Origin of the sequence: Streptomyces sp. NBC_00104, from assembly GCF_045160825.1 — a bacterium.
In the GTDB taxonomy this organism is placed as follows: domain Bacteria; phylum Actinomycetota; class Actinomycetes; order Streptomycetales; family Streptomycetaceae; genus Streptomyces.
Map to the genome: position 1 here is coordinate 8,003,539 of NZ_CP108215.1, position 15,355 is coordinate 8,018,893.

Sequence of the window (15,355 nt, forward strand, 5' to 3'; positions counted from 1 at the left end):
CGAAAGGGCCCCTCCGAAAGGGCATCACGCGCATGGAGCAGTACGAGCCCGACCGCCTGTCACCGGCCCAGGCGGCCGCCGTGCGGCGCAGCCTCACCAGCGGCAGGGCCGCCCTCAGCCGCCGTTCGCTGCTGCGCGCCGGAACCGGCGGCGCACTCGCGATCGGCGGGCTCGGCGCGCTGAGCGCCTGCGGCATCCCCGCGGCGAAGAACACCTCGGGCGTCTCGTCAGAGGACCACTCGGCCAAGGAGAAGGAGGTCGACTTCTCCAACTGGACCGATTACATGGACATCGACGACAGCGGCAAGCGTCACCCCAGCCTGGAGCAGTTCACCCGGCGCACCGGCATCAAGGTCAAGTACAGCGAGGACATCAACGACAACGTCGAGTTCTTCGGCAAGATCAAGCCGCAGCTCGCGGCCGGTCAGGACACCGGGCGTGACCTCATCTGCGTCACCGACTGGCTGGCGGCCAGGCTGATCCGCTTCGGGTGGGTGCAGAAACTGGACGCGTCCAACCTCCCGCATGCCTTCATGAACCTCTCCCAGCAGTTCCGCGACCCGGACTGGGACCCGGGGCGCGCCTACTCGTACCCCTGGCAGGGCATCTCGACCGTCATCGCCTACAACAAGAAGGCCCTGGACGGCGAGGAGGTGCAGTCCGTCTCCGACATGCTCGACAACCCGAAGCTGAAGGGCCGCATCGGCTTCCTCTCCGAGATGCGCGACAGCATCGGGATGACCCTGCTGGACATGGGCAAGGATCCGGCGACGTTCGGCGACGACGACTACGACGCGGCGATCGCCCGCCTCCAGAAGGCCGTCGACAACGGCCAGATCCGCCGCTTCACCGGCAACGACTACATCTCGGACCTCAGCAAGGGCGACCTCGCGGCCTGTATCGCCTGGGCCGGTGACGTGGTCCAGCTCAAGGCCGACAGCCCGGACGTCGACTTCGTCATCCCCGACAGCGGCTACATGACCTCGACGGACAACCTGCTGATCCCGAACAGGGCCCGGCACAAGACCAACGCCGAACGGCTCATCGACTACTACTACGAGCCGAAGCCGGCCGCCGAACTCGCCGCGTACATCAACTACGTGTGCCCCGTCGACGGTGTGAAGGCGGAGCTGGCCAAGATCGACCCGGACGCGGCGAACAACCCGCTGATCATTCCCGACGCGGCCATGGCAGCCAAGTCACACGCCTTCCGCTCCCTCAGCCAGCGGGAAGAGACGGCGTACGAAGAGAAGTTCGCGAAGCTGACAGGGGCGTGACGAGGACGATGACCAGCAAGAAGAGCACAGACAACGGCAGCGGTGACGTCCGCCTCTCCGGCATCGGCAAGACCTACGGCTCCTTCACCGCCGTGCACCCGCTCGACCTGACCGTGCCGGCCGGTTCCTTCTTCGCTCTGCTCGGCGCCTCCGGCTGCGGCAAGACGACCACCCTGCGCATGATCGCGGGTCTGGAGGAACCTTCCTGCGGAAGCGTCTCCCTCGGCGATCAGGACGTGACGAACCTGCCCCCGTACAAGCGGCCGGTGAACACGGTCTTCCAGTCGTACGCCCTCTTCCCGCACCTCGACATCTTCGAGAACGTCGCCTTCGGTCTGCGCCGGCGCGGCATCAAGAGCGTGAAGAAGCAGGTCGAGGAGATGCTGGAGCTGGTCCAGCTCGCCGAGCAGGCCCGCAAGAAGCCGCACCAGCTGTCGGGCGGCCAGCAGCAGCGCGTCGCCGTCGCCCGCGCCCTCATCAACCACCCCAAGGTCCTCCTCCTCGACGAGCCCCTCGGCGCCCTCGACCTCAAACTGCGCCGCCAGATGCAGCTGGAGCTGAAGCGCATCCAGACCGAGGTCGGCATCACCTTCATCCACGTCACGCACGACCAGGAGGAGGCCATGACCATGGCCGACACGGTCGCCGTGATGAACGGCGGCCGCGTCGAGCAGCTCGGCTCACCCACCGACCTGTACGAGAACCCGCGGACCACCTTCGTCGCCAACTTCCTCGGCACCTCCAACCTCATAGAGGCCGAGGTCGACTCCAGGAGCGGCGACGAGATCGTCCTGAAGGCGGGCGACGGCAAGCTCGTCCTGCCACAGGCGCGGTGCGCCGCGCCCACCGCGACCGGGGGCAAGGTCCTCGTCGGCGTACGCCCCGAGAAGATCACCCTCACGCACGCGGACGACGCCGGGGACATCCCCGTCGGCCGCAACCGCGTCAACGGCAGGATCACCGCCACCAGCTTCATCGGCGTCTCCACGCAGTACGTCATCGACAGCTCGGTCTGCCCCGAGTTCGAGGTGTACGTCCAGAACATCGACCGCGACGTCCGCCTCGTCCCCGGCGCGGATGTCGTCCTGCACTGGAATCCCGCGCACACGTTCGGTCTGGACGCCGCCCAGGACATCGACGCGGGCGTGGACGAGGGCGTGGACGAGGGGGCGGCCGTCTGATGTCGACCCTCACCGAAGCCGAGGCACCACCGCCCCTGGCCCCCGTCCCGACCACGAAGCCGCCCCGGAAAAGGGGTCGCTGGACGCCGTATCTGCTGCTCGCGCCCGGTCTGATCTGGCTGCTGGTCTTCTTCGCGATGCCGATGGTCTACCAGGCCTCCACGTCCGTGCAGACGGGCTCCCTGGAGGACGGCTACCAGGTCACCTGGCACTTCGCGACCTACTGGGACGCGCTGAGCGAGTACTACCCGCAGTTCCTGCGCTCGGTCCTGTACGCGGGCTCGGCGACGATCCTGTGCCTGCTCCTCGGCTATCCGCTGGCGTACCTGATCGCGTTCCGCGCGGGCCGCTGGCGCAATCTGATCCTGATCCTGGTGATCGCCCCGTTCTTCACCAGCTTCCTGATCCGCACCCTCGCCTGGAAGACGATCCTGTCGGACGGCGGCCCGGTCGTCGGCGCCCTCGACACCCTGCACGTCCTGGACGTCACCAGCTGGCTCGGCCTCACGGCCGGGGACCGGGTGCTGGCCACGCCGCTCGCGGTGGTCTGCGGCCTCACGTACAACTTCCTGCCGTTCATGATCCTGCCGCTCTACACCTCGCTGGAGCGCATCGACGGGCGGCTGCACGAAGCGGCCGGCGACCTCTACGCGAAGCCGTTCACCACCTTCCGCAAGGTCACGTTCCCGCTCTCCATGCCCGGTGTCGTCTCCGGCACGCTGCTGACGTTCATCCCGGCGAGCGGCGACTACGTGAACGCCGAACTCCTCGGCTCCACCAACACCCAGATGATCGGCAACGTCATCCAGAGCCAATTCCTGCGGATCCTCGACTATCCGACGGCGGCGGCCCTCTCGTTCATCCTCATGGCCGCGATCCTCGTCATGGTCACGGTCTACATCCGTAAGTCGGGGACGGAGGATCTGGTTTAAATGGCCCTCATAAACTGGCTCAAGCGCCGTCTCGTGGTCATCGCGGGACTTCTGACGCTCGGATATCTGCTCCTGCCGAACGTCGTCGTCACCGTCTTCTCCTTCAATCAGCCGAAGGGCCGCTTCAACTACGAGTGGCAGGAATTCTCCACGGCCGCCTGGACCGACCCGTGCGGTGTCGCCGACCTGTGCGGCTCGCTCTCGCTCAGCCTCCAGCTGGCCGCCTGGGCGACCCTCGGCGCGACCGTCCTCGGCACGATGATCGCCTTCGCGCTGGTGCGGTACCGCTTCCGCGCGCGCGGTGCGGTGAACTCGCTGATCTTCCTGCCGATGGCGATGCCCGAGGTCGTGATGGCCGCCTCGCTGCTCACCCTTTTCCTCAACATGGGTGCACAGCTGGGATTCTGGACGATCCTCATCGCGCACATCATGTTCTGCCTCAGCTTCGTCGTCGTCGCCGTGAAGGCGCGGGTGATGTCGATGGACCCGAGGCTGGAGGAGGCCGCGCGGGACCTGTACGCGGGCCCCGTCCAGACCTTCGTCCGGGTCACCCTGCCGATCGCCGCCCCGGGCATCGCGGCGGGCGCGCTGCTCGCCTTCGCGCTCTCCTTCGACGATTTCATCATCACCAATTTCAACGCGGGTTCGACCGTCACCTTCCCCATGTTCGTCTGGGGTTCGGCACAGCGCGGCACACCCGTCCAGATCAATGTCATCGGTACGGCCATGTTCCTGGTCGCCGTACTGTTCGTGATGGCCGGAATGGCCATCGGAAACCGCAGGAAGAAGCACAAGGCATAAAGCCTCTGCCGACTCTGTAGGGAGTTGAAATCATGGCCCCGAGCGCCATGAACCGTTGGACGAAGTCGCTTTCCGACGCACAGCCGGTCCCGTACTGGCTCGACGACCCCTGCAAGCCCCACCCCGAGCCCGCGCTCACCGGCGCCGAGAGCTGCGACCTGCTGGTCGTCGGCGGCGGCTACAGCGGGCTGTGGACCGCGCTGATCGCCAAGGAGCGCGACCCTGGGCGGGATGTCGTCCTGCTGGAAGGCCGTGAGGTGGGCTGGGCCGCCTCCGGCCGCAACGGCGGCTTCTGTGCCGCCTCCATCACCCACGGCCTGGCCAACGGCCTCGCCCGCTGGCCCGAGGAGATCCACAAGCTCCAGGAACTGGGCGACCGCAACCTCGACGAGATCGAGGCGGCGGTCGCCCGCCACGGCCTCGACTGCGACTTCGAACGCACCGGCGAGATCGACGTCGCCACCGAGCCGTACCAGGCCCGGGAGCTGCGCGACTGGTACGACGAGATCGCCCGCGAGGGCCTCGCCGACGGCATCGAGTTCCTGGACGCCGACGCCGTCCGCGACCAGGTCGCCTCACCCACCTTCGAGGCGGGCCTGCACGACCGCCGGGGCGTCGCCATGCTCCATCCCGCCAAACTCGCCTGGGGCCTGAAGCGGGCGTGCCGGAACCTCGGCGTCCGCGTCTACGAGCACACCCCCGCGCTGACCCTGAGGACGTACGGCGCCGGCATGGCCGTCCGCACCCCCTACGGCCACGTCCGTACCCGTCAGGTCGCGCTGGGCACGAACATCTTCCCCAGCCTGGTCAAGCGCGTCCGCGCGTACACCGTCCCCGTCTACGACTACGCCCTGATGACCGAGCCGCTGACCGCCGACCAGCTGGCGGCGATCGGCTGGAAGAACCGGCAGGGGCTCGGGGACTCGGCCAACCAGTTCCACTACTTCCGGCTCAGCGCCGACAACCGGATCCTCTGGGGCGGCTACGACGCGGTCTACCAGTACGGCGGCCGGGTGCGCGCCGAGTACGACGACCGGCCGGAGACGTACGCCAAGCTCGCCGGGCACTTTTTCACCTGCTTCCCGCAGCTGGAGGGGGTCCGCTTCACCCACGCCTGGGGTGGCGCGATCGACACCTGCTCCCGCTTCTCGGCGTTCTTCGGGACGGCCCACCAGGGCAGGGTCGCCTACGCGGCCGGGTACACGGGCCTCGGCGTGGGCGCCACCCGGTTCGGCGCGGACGTCATGCTCGACCTGCTCGCCGGGGAGCACACCGAGCGCACCGAGCTGGAGATGGTCCGCAAGAAGCCGCTGCCGTTCCCGCCGGAGCCGTTCGCCTGGACCGGCATCGCCCTCACCAAGTGGTCGCTGGCCCGCGCCGACTCCCACGCGGGCCGCCGCAACCTGTGGCTGAAGGCCATGGACCGGCTGGGGCTGGGCTTCGACAGCTGACGGAGCGAGAGCGCCGACGGCGTGAGGGCGTGAGGGCGCACACGTGATCAACAGGCGTACGCCCTGCTGAGCGTGCTGCCTCATTCACCACCAAGAAGTGGTCGGAACCCGCGTAATGCCCGGCCGGAACCTCTGTAGTGCTCCTGACGCGAAACCGCGTCAGGAGCACTACAGAGAGGAAGGTCCCTGTCATGACTGGGGCCAAGACGGCGGCCGAGTGGCTGGCATCCGTGTCACCGGATCCCGAGGCCTGCCGCTGGGAGTGGGAGCGTAACCGTTCCTGTGGACTGAGCGGGGTGAGTCCGTTCAGCCGCGCGCCCCGAACGGTCTTGGGCGAGCTGGTCACCGGTGTACTCGACCCCGGGTGGCGACACGCATCCTGTGCGTGGTCCGGGCCCGGGAGGCCCCCGCGGCCGGAGGCCGCTGATGAACACGGCCCTGCGCGACCTGGCCAATTCGGTACGGCCAGAGGCGACGGGGAGGCCCTGAACCATCCTCTGGTGGAGCAGGGGCCCCGCACGCCGACGCCGTACCCGGTGTCCCAGGTCGCACGACCACGTCAGCCCGATCAGCCCAGGGCACCGCAAGCCCGCAAGCGGACGATCACACGATCGAGCTAACTCGGCCTTGTGCGCACTCCTGGCCCCCCCGGGGTCGCCCTGCTTCCGGCCGGCAGGGCCTGGGACGTGTTGATCCTGCCGAACGCACTCGGCTATCCCACGCTGGATGTCCTGACCAGTCGACCGAGAACCTCACCCCGCAGGACGGCGACGCACCCGGAACCACAGCGAGGAGAGCAGCGTCGCGCACACGCACCAGCTCGCCACCACGTCGAGCGGCCAGTGGTAGCCCTGGCGCACCAGGCCGAAGCCGACCCCGAGGTTCAGGACGACCGCGAGGACGACGACCGCGCGGCGCGCGAGGGTGCCGCGCAGCCAGGGCAGCAGAAGCAGGACGGCACCGCCGTAGGCGATGGAGGCGGTCGCCGTGTGGCCGGAGGGGTAGAAACCCGTGCCAGGGCCCATGATCGGCGGGCCCGAGCGGGCGATGAGCTCCTTCAGCGGCACGACCCAGAGGGGCACGGCGGCCATGAGCAGGGCTGCCGCGGCGGACGGCCGCCACCAGTGGTCCCCACCGGTGGCGCGCGTACGCCACGCGACGCACACCAGCACCAGGGCGAGGACCGGGACGGCGACCGTGACGTTGCCGAGGTCGGCGAGGAACTGGGTGGGGGCGCCCCGCTGGACGAGGGAGTCGCTGAGGCGTCCGTCCGCGCGGGCCAGTGGACCGTGCGCGAGGACCTGCCAGGTGATCAGCGCGAAGAGAAGGGCCGGGGTGCCGAGAAGGAGGAGGGCGGCAGGGCGGCCGGAGGGGGTGGTCGGCCGTCCTCGAACAGGGGGGGTGGTTCGAGGACGGCCGACCGGATCGGTGTGCCGCACGCCCCGGGGGGTTTGGGGCGGGCGGCCATCCGATCGGTGAGGAGATCCGGAGCCGGAAGCTCCGGGTGTGTGCGCGAGGGCACGACCAGGGCGAAGCTGGGGAGGCCCCGACCCGGTGTCACCCACAGTCCCCTGTGGGCGGGGTGTATCTCTCATCTGCGTTAGAACCTACGACAGGGAACGCGGCGAGGACAGGAGGAATCGCGACCCGACATGCACTTTGCACACCTTCTTCACGCCCTCCGACACTCGTCCACAGAGACCGGAATCCGGGATCGGATTCCGGTTCCGGGGAGCGTGGGACGTCGGAGGCGGATGGGGGATTCCGTATGCGGGTGACCCGCGACGGCGGCTGCTCAGACGCGGGTGAACGCCTGCTCGATGATGTCGAGGCCCTCGGTGAGGAGGTCCTCGCCGATGACGAGCGGCGGCAGGAAGCGCAGCACGTTGCCGTAGGTGCCACAGGTCAGGACCAGCAGGCCCTCCTGGTGGCAGGCCTTCGCCAGCGCGGCGGTCGCCTCCGGGTTCGGCTCCTTCGTCGTACGGTCCTTGACCAGCTCGATGGCGATCATGGCGCCGCGGCCGCGGATGTCGCCGATGACGTCGAACTTCTCGGCCATGGCGGTGAGGCGGGTCTTCATGACCGTCTCGATGGTCTTCGCCCTGGCGTTGAGGTCGAGTTCCCTCATCGTCTCGATCGAGCCGAGGGCGCCCGCGCAGGCGACGGGGTTACCGCCGTAGGTGCCGCCCAGGCCGCCCGCGTGGGCCGCGTCCATGATCTCCGCGCGTCCGGTGACGGCGGCGAGCGGGAGCCCGCCGGCGATGCCCTTGGCGGTGGTGATCAGGTCCGGGACGATGCCCTCGTCCTCGCACGCGAACCACTGGCCGGTGCGGCAGAAGCCGGACTGGATCTCGTCGGCGACGAAGACGATGCCGTGGTCGGAGGCGAACTCGCTGATCGCGGGCAGGAAGCCCTTGGCCGGCTCGATGAAGCCGCCCTCGCCGAGCACCGGCTCGATGACGATCGCGGCCACGTTCTCCGCGCCGACCTGCTTGGTGATCTGGTCGATCGCCTGCGCGGCGGCCTCCGGGCCGGCGTTGTCCGGGCCGGTCGGCCAGCGGTAGCCGTACGCCACCGGGACGCGGTAGACCTCGGGCGCGAACGGGCCGAAGCCGTGCTTGTACGGCATGTTCTTCGCGGTCAGCGCCATGGTGAGGTTGGTGCGGCCGTGGTAACCGTGGTCGAACACGACCACGGCCTGCCGCTTGGTGTACGACCGGGCGATCTTCACGGCGTTCTCGACGGCCTCGGCGCCGCTGTTGAAGAGCGCGGACTTCTTGGCGTGGTCGCCCGGGGTCAGCTCGGCGAGGGCCTCGGCGACGGCGACGTAACCCTCGTACGGCGTGACCATGAAACAGGTGTGCGTGAAGTCCTGGAGCTGGGCGGTCGCCCGGCGTACGACGGCCTCCGCGCTCGCGCCGACGCTCGTGACGGCGATGCCCGAGCCGAAGTCGATCAGCCGGTTGCCGTCGACGTCCTCGATGATGCCGCCGCCCGCGCGCGCGGTGAACACCGGCAGCACCGACCCCACTCCCGCCGCGACCGCGGCGACACGACGGGCCTGCAGCTCCTGGGACTTCGGTCCGGGGATGGCGGTGACTACGCGGCGCTCCTGGGGAAGCGGCGGAAGGGCGGTCATGGGAGCTCCCTGGTGATCGTGCGTGTGTACGACATGGGGCGTACGGGGCGGGTCGGCGATCGCGCCGACCGGTGAGGGTGTTTTCGGACGCTTGCCTTCTTTTCTCGCAGGCTAGGGCGGCGACCGGAAGGTGGGCATGCTCCATGTGGGCGTTGTCGCGTGTTCGTCTTGTCCGCGTTGGACATGGAGGAACGGGGGCACGCGTGTGCCCCCGACCGCGTAATACGGTGAGCACACGGGTCCGCCCGGCCGCGTAAACGGTGAACTCCCCTTGTGGGAGCGTTAGATTGGCTCGCTGATGGTGGACGGAACGGCTGGTCAGGGGGCAGGCGCGATGAACAGCGACGGAACGCGGGACGTACGGGGCACGCATGCGCATCCTGTGCCGCGTCCGGCGGGGTCGCCGGAGATGCCTTCGGTACCTCCCGTGCCTCCCCTGCCCTCGGGCGCTCCGGGCGTGCCGCCCAGGCCGGACGGGAACGCCTTCCTGTCCTGGCTGCGGACACCACGACCCGACGCGGCGCCCGGTGTGTGGCGGTTCGGGCATCGGCCGCGGCCGGAGGAGGAGCCGGAGACGGTCCCCGGTCTGCAGCTGCTCGCCGGCGCTCTGATCGCGTTCCTCGTCGGCTGGCTGGTCTGGTCCCTGCTCTTCAACGGCTACCTCGGCGGCTGGTGGATGCTGCCGTTGTGGGCGATGGTCCCCGAGTCCTGGGCGCCGCCAGGCTCGTACGCCTCGGTGGTCTTCGGCTACGTCTGGTACACCGTCGTTGCCCTGGTAATCATGATCGGCGTGGGTCGGCTCGGCCGCTGGGGCGAGGTCTGGCGCCGGTACGGGGCGTCGCGCTTCCGCCGGCCGCGGGTGCGGCAGGTCGTACCGCCGCCCCAGGACGACCCCGCCCAGTGGAACCAGCTTCGGGAGGCCGGGGCCGGGGAGGCTGCTGAGCGGCTGGCTGTCGAGGCGGGGGCCGGGCTCATGCGGGATGTGGATCACGCGCGGATCATGCGGGCGTGGCAGGGGGTGCGGAGCGGACGGCACAGTCTGGCGACGTTCACCGGTGCCGTGCTGAAGGACGGCGCGGCGGCGTGTCTGCACCCCTCCGGGGAGCGGGACCTGCCCGCCCGGCTGGCCCGGCACGACATGGTCACCGGGCAGGTCCGCCTGGGCGGCACCGTCGACGACCCACGCAACCCCTACGCCTACCGTGGCACGGGCCTCGCTCTGGGTCCCGAACTGCTCGGTACGTCCCTGTTGGCCGTCGGGCCCGCCGGGTCGGGGAAGACCGGGAGCGTGGTCTGGCCGGTCGCCGAGTCGCTGTGTCTGCACGCGCTCGCCGGGCGGGCCGCCGTGGTGGTCGTGGGGGCGGCGGGGGCAGGGCTCGGACCGGCCGACGCGTACGACGTCGTCGTGCGGATCGGGAACCCGGAGTCCGTGTACGACCTCGACCTCTACGGCGGGACCACGGACCCCGACGAGGCCGCGGCCGTGCTCGCGGAGGCGCTCGTCGGTGATCTCGCCGACCCCCACCCGGGCGGCGACAGCCGGCGCTCCACCACGGTCCTCGCCCAGCTGCTCGGACCGTTCCGGGCGGTGCACGGGCGGTTCCCGTCGGTGCCGCAGCTACGGCAGCTGCTGGACGGCGCCCCCGGTCCGCTGGGCGAGCTGCGCAAGGGCCTCCAGGACGCGGGACAGGAGTCGCTGCTGCGGGAGCTGGACGCGCGGGAACGGCAGCTCGGGCACCCCGGGGACGTCGGCTCCGTACTGGCCGACCGGGTCGCCCTCCTCGACCGGCCCGCCTTCGCCGGGTTCTTCGACACTTCCGGCCAGTCCCGGCCCTTCTCCCTCCGGGCCCTCGACCACCCCGTACGGGTCCGTATCGACCTCCCCGAACGCGGTCACGCCGACGCCTCGCGCATCCTGGCGCGGCTGGTGCTCGCGCAGTTCACCGCGAGCGTCGCCGTACGGGAGGACCGGTCGCTCTTCGCCTGCCTCGTGCTGGACGACGCCACGGGGGTCGTCACCCCCGAGGCCGTACGCGGCATCCAGCGGCTGCGGTCCGCCAACGCGGGCGCGGTCCTCACCCTCCGCACCCTGGACGACGCGCCCCGGCCGTTGCGCGGGCCGCTCCTCGGCGCCACCGGCTGCCGGATGGCGCTGTCCGGGCTCACCCCGTGGGACGGGCAGGACTTCGCCGAGGTCTGGGGCAAGGAGTGGACCGAGGCACGGGACGTCACCGACCGGCAGATCATCGCCGACTCCCCGGCGGGCAAGGCCTGGCACGCGCTGCGCCGCGTCATCACCGGCCATGCGCCCACCGCCCGGGCCGTGACCGTACGCCAGGTCGAACGGGAACGCTGGTCCGCCTCCGAACTGGCGCACGGTGTGCCGCCGGGCCACGCGGTGCTGTCGCTGACGAACGTGCGGGGCGAGCACGCGCCGCCGCTGCTGGTGGATCTTCGGGGCTGAGGGCGGCGAGCCGGGCGGCGGCCGGGGCGCCGTTCGGTTCGAGCCATTCGGTGTGCGATGCGTGGGACTTGTGATCGTACGGTGAGGCAGAATCGGGACAGGTCGTTCATACGCGGCGGCCAAAAGCCGATGTTCTCCCGCAGTCCGATCCGCGTCCGACTCCCCTCCGCCTCCGCTCCCCTCCGCCTCCGTCTCTGACGTCGACCTGAAGGTCCCATGCCCCCCACGCTCGCCTCGCTCGTCCACCACTCCGCGCTCAAGCTGACCGTGCGGGCCGGCGAGGACCGCCTGGACGTGCCGGTGCGCTGGGCGCACGCCAGTGAGCTCGCCGACCCCGTGCCGTACATGGAGGGCGGAGAACTGCTGCTGATCACCGCGTTGAAGCTGGACGCGGAGGATCCGGAGGCGATGCGGCGCTATGTACGGCGGCTGGCGGGTGCCGGGGTCGTCGGGCTCGGCTTCGCCGTGGGGGTGCACTACGAGGACATCCCCGAGGCGCTCGTGCGCGCGGCCGAGGGGGAGGGGCTGCCCCTCCTGGAAGTACCCCGGCGCACGCCCTTCCTCGCCATCAGCAAGGCGGTCTCGGCCGCCATCGCCGCCGAGCAGTACCGGGCGGTGACAGCGGGGTTCGCCGCGCAGCGGGAACTCACCAAGCAGGCGTTGACCGACGGCCCCGAGGGCCTGCTCCGCGCGCTCGCCGGGCAGGTCGACGGGTGGGCCGCCCTGTACGACGCCTCCGGTGCGGTCGTCGCGGTGGCGCCCGAGTGGGCGGAGCGGCGGGCCGGGCGGCTCACCGGCGACGTCGACCGGCTGCGGGACCGGCCGGCGCCGGCCAGCGCGGTCGTCGGCGGCGAGGACCGTGTCGAACTGCACTCCCTCGGCACCGGCCGCCGGGCCCGCGCCGCCCTCGCCGTCGGCACGGCGGCGGCCCTCGGCACGGCCGAGCGGTACGCCGTCCACTCCGCGATCGCCCTCCTGACCCTCACGACGGAACGGTCGCGCTCGTTGCACGCCGCCGAGCAGCGGATCGGCGCGGCGGTGCTGCGCATGCTGCTGGCAGGGGAGTGCGACCATGCGCGCGCCGTCGCCGGGGATCTGTACGGAGGCCTGTTGGACGCCCCGTTCCGGCTGATCCTCGCGGAGTCGGCGTCCGCTTCGGCGGCGCGGGCACGGGTGGAAGGGGCGGTGAGCGCGGTGGGTGCGGTGGGTGTGGTGGAGGAAGTGGCTGGGGCTGGGGCTGGGGCTGGGGCTGCGGATCCGGGCAGGGGCGGGAACGCGGCCGCGCGTGGAGGCGGGGCCCGGTCCGGTGCGGGGGCGGACCGCGCCGGGCCCGGGGCTGCGGCCGGGCCCGGGGGCGGGGCCGGGGAAGCCGGGCGGGCTGTGATGGGCGCGGCGGTCGCCGTGGGCTCGGGTGGTGATCTGCTTGGGCAGCTCGTCGAGGTCGTGGAGGCGGCTGCCGCGCGCGCCGGGGAGGCTGTGCTCGTCGTTCCGGACGGGGAGCGGCTCGTCGTGCTCGCCGTGGACGGGGGAGCGGCGGTCGAGGCGTGCGGGGAGTTCGCGACGGCCTTGGAGGCGTCGCGGGCGGCCGGGCCGGATGCGGCATCCGCTGCCGCCTCCACCTCCGTCGCCGCCCCTGTCTCCGTCGAGGAGGAGGAACTCGTCGTCGGGCTGTCCGCGCCCGCCGGGCCGATCGCGGCCGCCGCCGCGTACAAGCAGGCCGAGCAGGCGCTGTCCGTGGCCCGGCGGCGTGGGCGCTGTCTGGTCGAGCACGAGGAGCTCGCCGCCGGGTCCGTTCTGCCACTGCTGGGCGACGACGCGGTGCGGGCCTTCGCCGACAGTCTGCTCCGCCCGCTCCGGGAGCACGACGCGACCGGGCGGGGGGATCTCGTCGCCTCGCTGCGGGCGTGGTTGTCGCGCCACGGGCAGTGGGACGCGGCTGCCGCCGACCTGGGGGTTCATCGGCACACCCTGCGCTACCGGATGCGGCGGGTGGAGGAGATCGTGGGGCGCTCGCTGGACGATCCCGATGTGCGGATGGAGCTGTGGCTGGCGTTGAAGGCGACGGCTGCGGCGGGGGAGTAGGGGGCTCTTTCGCCCCCGCCGCCCCTACCCGTTCCCGTCCCCAGGGGCTGCGCCCCTTCGACCCCCAGGTGCGGGTCCGGTGGGGGCTGGTCGCGCCGTTCCCCGCGCCCCTGAAAAGGCAGGGGGCTGCGCCCCTGGCTTTTCAGCGGCCCGTAGGGCTGTGTCGTTCAGGGGCGCGGGGAACGGCGCGACCAGCCCCCACTCACCCGCACTCGACGCACCCACCCCGCCAATCCGGCACAACCCCCGGCCGCACTCATACGTGCCGGACAAACGACCTCCCGCCGCCCCGGCCCTACCGTGGAGCCGGAAGCTGAAGTGCCACCCACCGAAGGGCCGGGATCGACTATGACCGCCACCCACGCCTTCTGGCTCGCCGGCCGTCAGGCCACCGGTGAGACCACGTTCGATGTGACGTCGCCCTGGGACGGCCGCCTGGTCGGCAGGGTGAGTGTGCCGACGGACGAGCAGGTCGAAGAGGCCGTGGCCGCCGCGTACGCCGTGCGGGACGCGTGCGCGGCGACGTCGGCGCATGTGCGGGCCGCCGTCCTGGACCACGTCAGCAGGCGTCTGGTCGAGCGGACCGAGGAGATCGCACAGCTGATCTCCGCGGAGAACGGCAAGCCGATCAAGTGGGCGCGGGGTGAGGTCGGCCGGGCCGTCTCCGTGTTCCGGTTCGCGGCCGAGGAGGCCCGGCGGTTCAACGGCGGCGAGGCGCAGCGACTCGACACCGACCTGGGCGGACAGGGGCGGCTGGCGTTCACACGCCGCTTCCCCAAGGGCGTCGTCCTCGGTATCGCGCCCTTCAACTTCCCGCTCAACCTCTGCGCCCACAAGATCGCCCCGGCGATCGCGGCCGGTGTGCCGATCATCCTGAAGCCCGCCCCGGCCACCCCGCTCTCCGGGCTGGTCATCGGTGAACTGCTCGCCGAGGCCGAGGCCCACGCGGCGGGCGCGGTCGGCGCGGCCGGCGCGGGAGCCGGGACTGCCCTTCCCGTCGGCTCCTGGAGCATCCTCCCCGTCGCCAACGACCGCATGCCCGCCCTCGTCCAGGACGAGCGGCTGCCCGTGATCTCCTTCACCGGGTCCGAGAAGGTCGGCTACGCGATCATGGACTCGGCGCCGCGCAAGCACTGCACGCTGGAGCTGGGCGGCAACGGCGCGGCGGTCGTGCTCGCCGACTTCGCGAGCGACGAGGACCTCGACTGGGCCGCGACCCGTATCGCGACCTTCTCGAACTACCAGGGCGGCCAGTCCTGCATCTCCGTGCAGCGGGTGATCGCGGACGCGTCCGTGTACGAGCGGCTGCTGCCGCGCATCGTCGCCGCGGTCGAGGCCCAGGTGACCGGCGACCCGTCCGACGGCGCCACCGATGTCGGGCCGCTGGTCAGTGAGGACGCCGCCCAGCGGGTCGAGGCGTGGGTCGAGGAGGCCGTCGGGGCCGGGGCCGTCCTGCGCACCGGAGGCAAGCGCGACGGCGCCTCGTACGCGCCGACCGTCCTCACCGACGTACCCGCCGACGTCACCCTCTCCTGCGAGGAGGTCTTCGGGCCCGTCCTCACCGTACGGAAGGTGGAGGGGGAGGCCGAGGCCTTCGCCGCCGTCAACGACTCCAAGTACGGCCTCCAGGCGGGCGTCTTCACCCACGACCTGCAGACCGCCTTCCGCGCCCACCGCGCGCTGGAGGTCGGCGGCGTGGTCATCGGCGACGTGCCGTCCTACCGCGCCGACCAGATGCCGTACGGCGGCGTGAAGCAGTCCGGAGTGGGGCGTGAGGGTGTGAAGTTCGCGATGGACGACTACACCTACGAGCGGGTGATGGTGCTGACGGGGCTCGCTCTGTGAGGTTCCCGGCCGCCCACGATGCTTCCGATTCTCGGAAGCATCGGAAGCATCGGAAGTGGTCCCCGGCAACCTCTAGCTTGTGACAATCGTTTTCATGTAGCCTGGGGGCAGATCCCGGGATGAAGGGGCCCGGCACCGATGCCTTCCGGTGCCGGGCCCCTTCTGTGTGTCGGCCTGCTTCCG

At 71.0% G+C, this 15,355-nt stretch carries 10 protein-coding genes; 8 read left to right on the forward strand and 2 right to left on the reverse strand.

Annotated features, from left to right (window positions below):
* The first annotated feature begins 32 nt into the window (after positions 1-32).
* From OG272_RS35300 to OG272_RS35320, 5 genes are read left to right on the forward strand one after another with little or no spacing between them, the layout of a single operon-like run.
* Positions 33-1,277: a spermidine/putrescine ABC transporter substrate-binding protein gene (locus tag OG272_RS35300; RefSeq protein WP_327727613.1), complete on the forward strand. Its 1,245-nt coding sequence runs from the start codon at positions 33-35 to the stop codon at positions 1,275-1,277.
* Between the two features lie 8 nt (positions 1,278-1,285).
* Positions 1,286-2,458: an ABC transporter ATP-binding protein gene (locus OG272_RS35305; protein WP_327727612.1), complete on the forward strand. Its 1,173-nt coding sequence runs from the start codon at positions 1,286-1,288 to the stop codon at positions 2,456-2,458.
* Positions 2,458-3,390, forward strand: a complete 933-nt coding sequence (locus tag OG272_RS35310) for an ABC transporter permease (protein ID WP_327727611.1) — start codon at positions 2,458-2,460, stop codon at positions 3,388-3,390. Before OG272_RS35305 ends, OG272_RS35310 begins: the two co-directional genes overlap by 1 nt.
* On the forward strand, positions 3,391-4,191 hold the full coding sequence (locus tag OG272_RS35315) for an ABC transporter permease (protein WP_328224128.1): 801 nt from the start codon (positions 3,391-3,393) through the stop codon (positions 4,189-4,191). It abuts the gene before it with no gap.
* A 32-nt stretch (positions 4,192-4,223) separates the two neighbouring features.
* Entirely contained in the window at positions 4,224-5,642 is a 1,419-nt protein-coding gene (locus tag OG272_RS35320) for an NAD(P)/FAD-dependent oxidoreductase (RefSeq protein ID WP_405895486.1), read from the forward strand.
* A 752-nt stretch (positions 5,643-6,394) separates the two neighbouring features.
* Here OG272_RS35320 and OG272_RS35325 read toward each other — a convergent pair.
* A complete protein-coding gene (locus tag OG272_RS35325) occupies positions 6,395-7,081 on the reverse strand; it encodes a phosphatase PAP2 family protein (protein ID WP_405895487.1) in 687 nt (228 codons plus the stop codon).
* A 356-nt stretch (positions 7,082-7,437) separates the two neighbouring features.
* Positions 7,438-8,781: a 4-aminobutyrate--2-oxoglutarate transaminase gene (gabT, locus tag OG272_RS35330; protein ID WP_326576573.1), complete on the reverse strand. Its 1,344-nt coding sequence runs from the start codon at positions 8,779-8,781 to the stop codon at positions 7,438-7,440.
* 334 nt (positions 8,782-9,115) lie between these two features.
* On the opposite strand from gabT, the gene OG272_RS35335 reads away from it, so the two are divergent.
* From OG272_RS35335 to OG272_RS35345, 3 genes are all read left to right on the forward strand, one after another.
* Positions 9,116-11,245, forward strand: coding sequence for an ATP-binding protein (locus tag OG272_RS35335; RefSeq protein WP_327727607.1), 2,130 nt, complete (start codon positions 9,116-9,118; stop codon positions 11,243-11,245).
* A gap of 216 nt (positions 11,246-11,461) precedes the next feature.
* Entirely contained in the window at positions 11,462-13,327 is a 1,866-nt protein-coding gene (locus OG272_RS35340) for a PucR family transcriptional regulator (RefSeq protein WP_405895488.1), read from the forward strand.
* A gap of 348 nt (positions 13,328-13,675) precedes the next feature.
* Entirely contained in the window at positions 13,676-15,172 is a 1,497-nt protein-coding gene (locus OG272_RS35345) for an aldehyde dehydrogenase family protein (RefSeq protein WP_405895489.1), read from the forward strand.
* The last annotated feature ends 183 nt before the right edge of the window (positions 15,173-15,355 follow it).

Excerpts from the sequence above, each read along its gene's own strand:
- OG272_RS35300 (WP_327727613.1), top strand. The coding sequence starts at position 33 with ATGGAGCAGTACGAGCCCGACCGCCTGTCACCGGCCCAGGCGGCCGCC.
- OG272_RS35305 (WP_327727612.1), top strand. The coding sequence starts at position 1,286 with ATGACCAGCAAGAAGAGCACAGACAACGGCAGCGGTGACGTCCGCCTC.
- OG272_RS35310 (WP_327727611.1), top strand. The coding sequence starts at position 2,458 with ATGTCGACCCTCACCGAAGCCGAGGCACCACCGCCCCTGGCCCCCGTC.
- OG272_RS35315 (WP_328224128.1), top strand. The coding sequence starts at position 3,391 with ATGGCCCTCATAAACTGGCTCAAGCGCCGTCTCGTGGTCATCGCGGGA.
- OG272_RS35320 (WP_405895486.1), top strand. The coding sequence starts at position 4,224 with ATGGCCCCGAGCGCCATGAACCGTTGGACGAAGTCGCTTTCCGACGCA.
- gabT (WP_326576573.1), bottom strand. The coding sequence starts at position 8,781 with ATGACCGCCCTTCCGCCGCTTCCCCAGGAGCGCCGCGTAGTCACCGCC.
- OG272_RS35335 (WP_327727607.1), top strand. The coding sequence starts at position 9,116 with ATGAACAGCGACGGAACGCGGGACGTACGGGGCACGCATGCGCATCCT.
- OG272_RS35340 (WP_405895488.1), top strand. The coding sequence starts at position 11,462 with ATGCCCCCCACGCTCGCCTCGCTCGTCCACCACTCCGCGCTCAAGCTG.
- OG272_RS35345 (WP_405895489.1), top strand. The coding sequence starts at position 13,676 with ATGACCGCCACCCACGCCTTCTGGCTCGCCGGCCGTCAGGCCACCGGT.